A 1,652-nucleotide genomic window follows, 5' to 3' on the forward strand; every position below is an offset into this window, starting at 1 on the left:
TATCGGTACCCGCAGTGATTGTGTAGATGAAGCTTTGTTGGAATTTTTAGCTCGGTTGAACGAACGGGTTCAGGTCACTCTTGAATATGGCATCGAATCCATCCATGATGGATCATTGAGGTGGATGAACCGGGGACATGATTATGAGTCTGTTGTCAAGGCAGTTAACCTGACCAAAAGGTACGGAATTAAGGTTGCCGGACATATCATTATGGGCTTTCCAGTGGAAACCAGGGATATGATGCTGGAAACCGGATTGGCCGCCAACGCCCTGGGCTTGGATTTTCTGAAGGTCCATCAACTGCATGTGGTCAAGGGAACGGTCCTGGCCAAACGCTATCAGGATGAACCTTTTCCCCTGTTCCAGGCTGACGAATATATTGAACTGGTTGCTGACATTCTGGAACGCTTAGATCCTGAGATCGTTATCCAGAGATTATTCGGGGACGCTCCGGATGAGATTCTTATCGCTCCGCGCTGGGGCTATAACATTCCCAAACTGACCCATCTCATGGATTTAGAGTTGAAGCACAGGGATACCTGGCAGGGGAAACTTTTTAATTGTGAATTGTGAATTGTGACGAAACCGCAAAAAGTATTTGAAAAAACATGAATATCGACTTAACTACAATAATTTTTATAGGTTATGGAAACATGGCGTATGTTTATAATAATCAACACTTTGCGGCTCTGCGAGAGGGACTTTTTACGAGGCCATCAATTGTGAATTGTGAAAACTTGTTTATTGGATCCTTTTTGAAATAGTTCATTATGCTATCTGGGTGGTGGCTATTATTCGCTCTGGTAATAGCGATAGTCTCTGGAAGGCGAGGTACTCTCTAAGTCCTTGTAGTGCCAGACATGCGGCCCCCTGCTTAGCGAAGACACCTATCTGTAGAATTATACTGTATCATATCTGGGCAATTCGCGTGATTGGCTGGATCAATGCGGAGAATATGACAGTTCAGGTCACCAATAATATTACTTTCCATACTAAAGGTCAAATCTATATTCTCCCGCAAGTTAGACGTTGACCAGGAAAGGAACTGATATGCAGAAATGGGCATTAATTTTAGGGGCATCAAGTGGGTTCGGAGGAGCAATCTCCTGCAAACTGGCTGCTAATGGATATAATATTTTTGGTGTGCACCTCGATCGCAAAGCGACTATGCACAATGTTAAAGCCATCAAAGCCGACATTGAAGCAGCCGGTTCAAAAGCCATCTTTTTTAACATAAATGCTGCAGACACCCGTGCTCGTAAAGAAGCTATCAAGGTGATAAGTGAAACCTTTGCTGAAACTCATGGTACCGTTCAGGTTCTGGTTCATTCCCTGGCTTTCGGAACCCTTCTTCCAGTAGTATACAATCCTGGTTCCGGTGGAGTTGTCCATAAGAATCAAATGGACATGACCCTGGATGTCATGGCTCACTCTCTGGTTTATTGGACCCAGGACGTTGTGGGACATAAACTGATGGATGGGGGTGCTCATATTTTTTGCATGACCAGTTCAGGTGGTCACACTGCCTGGCCCAATTATGGAGCGGTTTCAGCCGCCAAGGCCGCTATTGAAGCACATATCCGGCACGAAGAGCGTTAGCGGCAATCTTCTTAGGCGCTAACTCAAGAGCAATCTGACGGATATGTGCTTC

2 protein-coding genes are annotated in these 1,652 nt (G+C 45.2%); both read left to right on the plus strand.

All coding sequences use genetic code 11. The features are described from left to right. On the plus strand, window positions 1–574 hold a 574-nt coding region (locus U9Q77_12945), incomplete at its 5' end, for a TIGR01212 family radical SAM protein (GenBank protein ID MEA3288264.1). A gap of 477 nt (window positions 575–1,051) precedes the next feature. After that, window positions 1,052–1,600, plus strand: a complete 549-nt coding sequence (locus U9Q77_12950; protein MEA3288265.1) for an SDR family oxidoreductase — start codon at window positions 1,052–1,054, stop codon at window positions 1,598–1,600. The last annotated feature ends 52 nt before the right edge of the window (window positions 1,601–1,652 follow it).

The sequence above is a fragment of the Candidatus Neomarinimicrobiota bacterium genome (genome assembly GCA_034716895.1).
Taxonomy (GTDB): Bacteria; Fidelibacterota; UBA8477; order UBA8477; family JABMPR01; genus JABMPR01.

Coding starts and splice junctions, on each gene's coding strand:
- U9Q77_12950 (MEA3288265.1), top strand. CDS start 1,052: ATGCAGAAATGGGCATTAATTTTAGGGGCATCAAGTGGGTTCGGAGGA.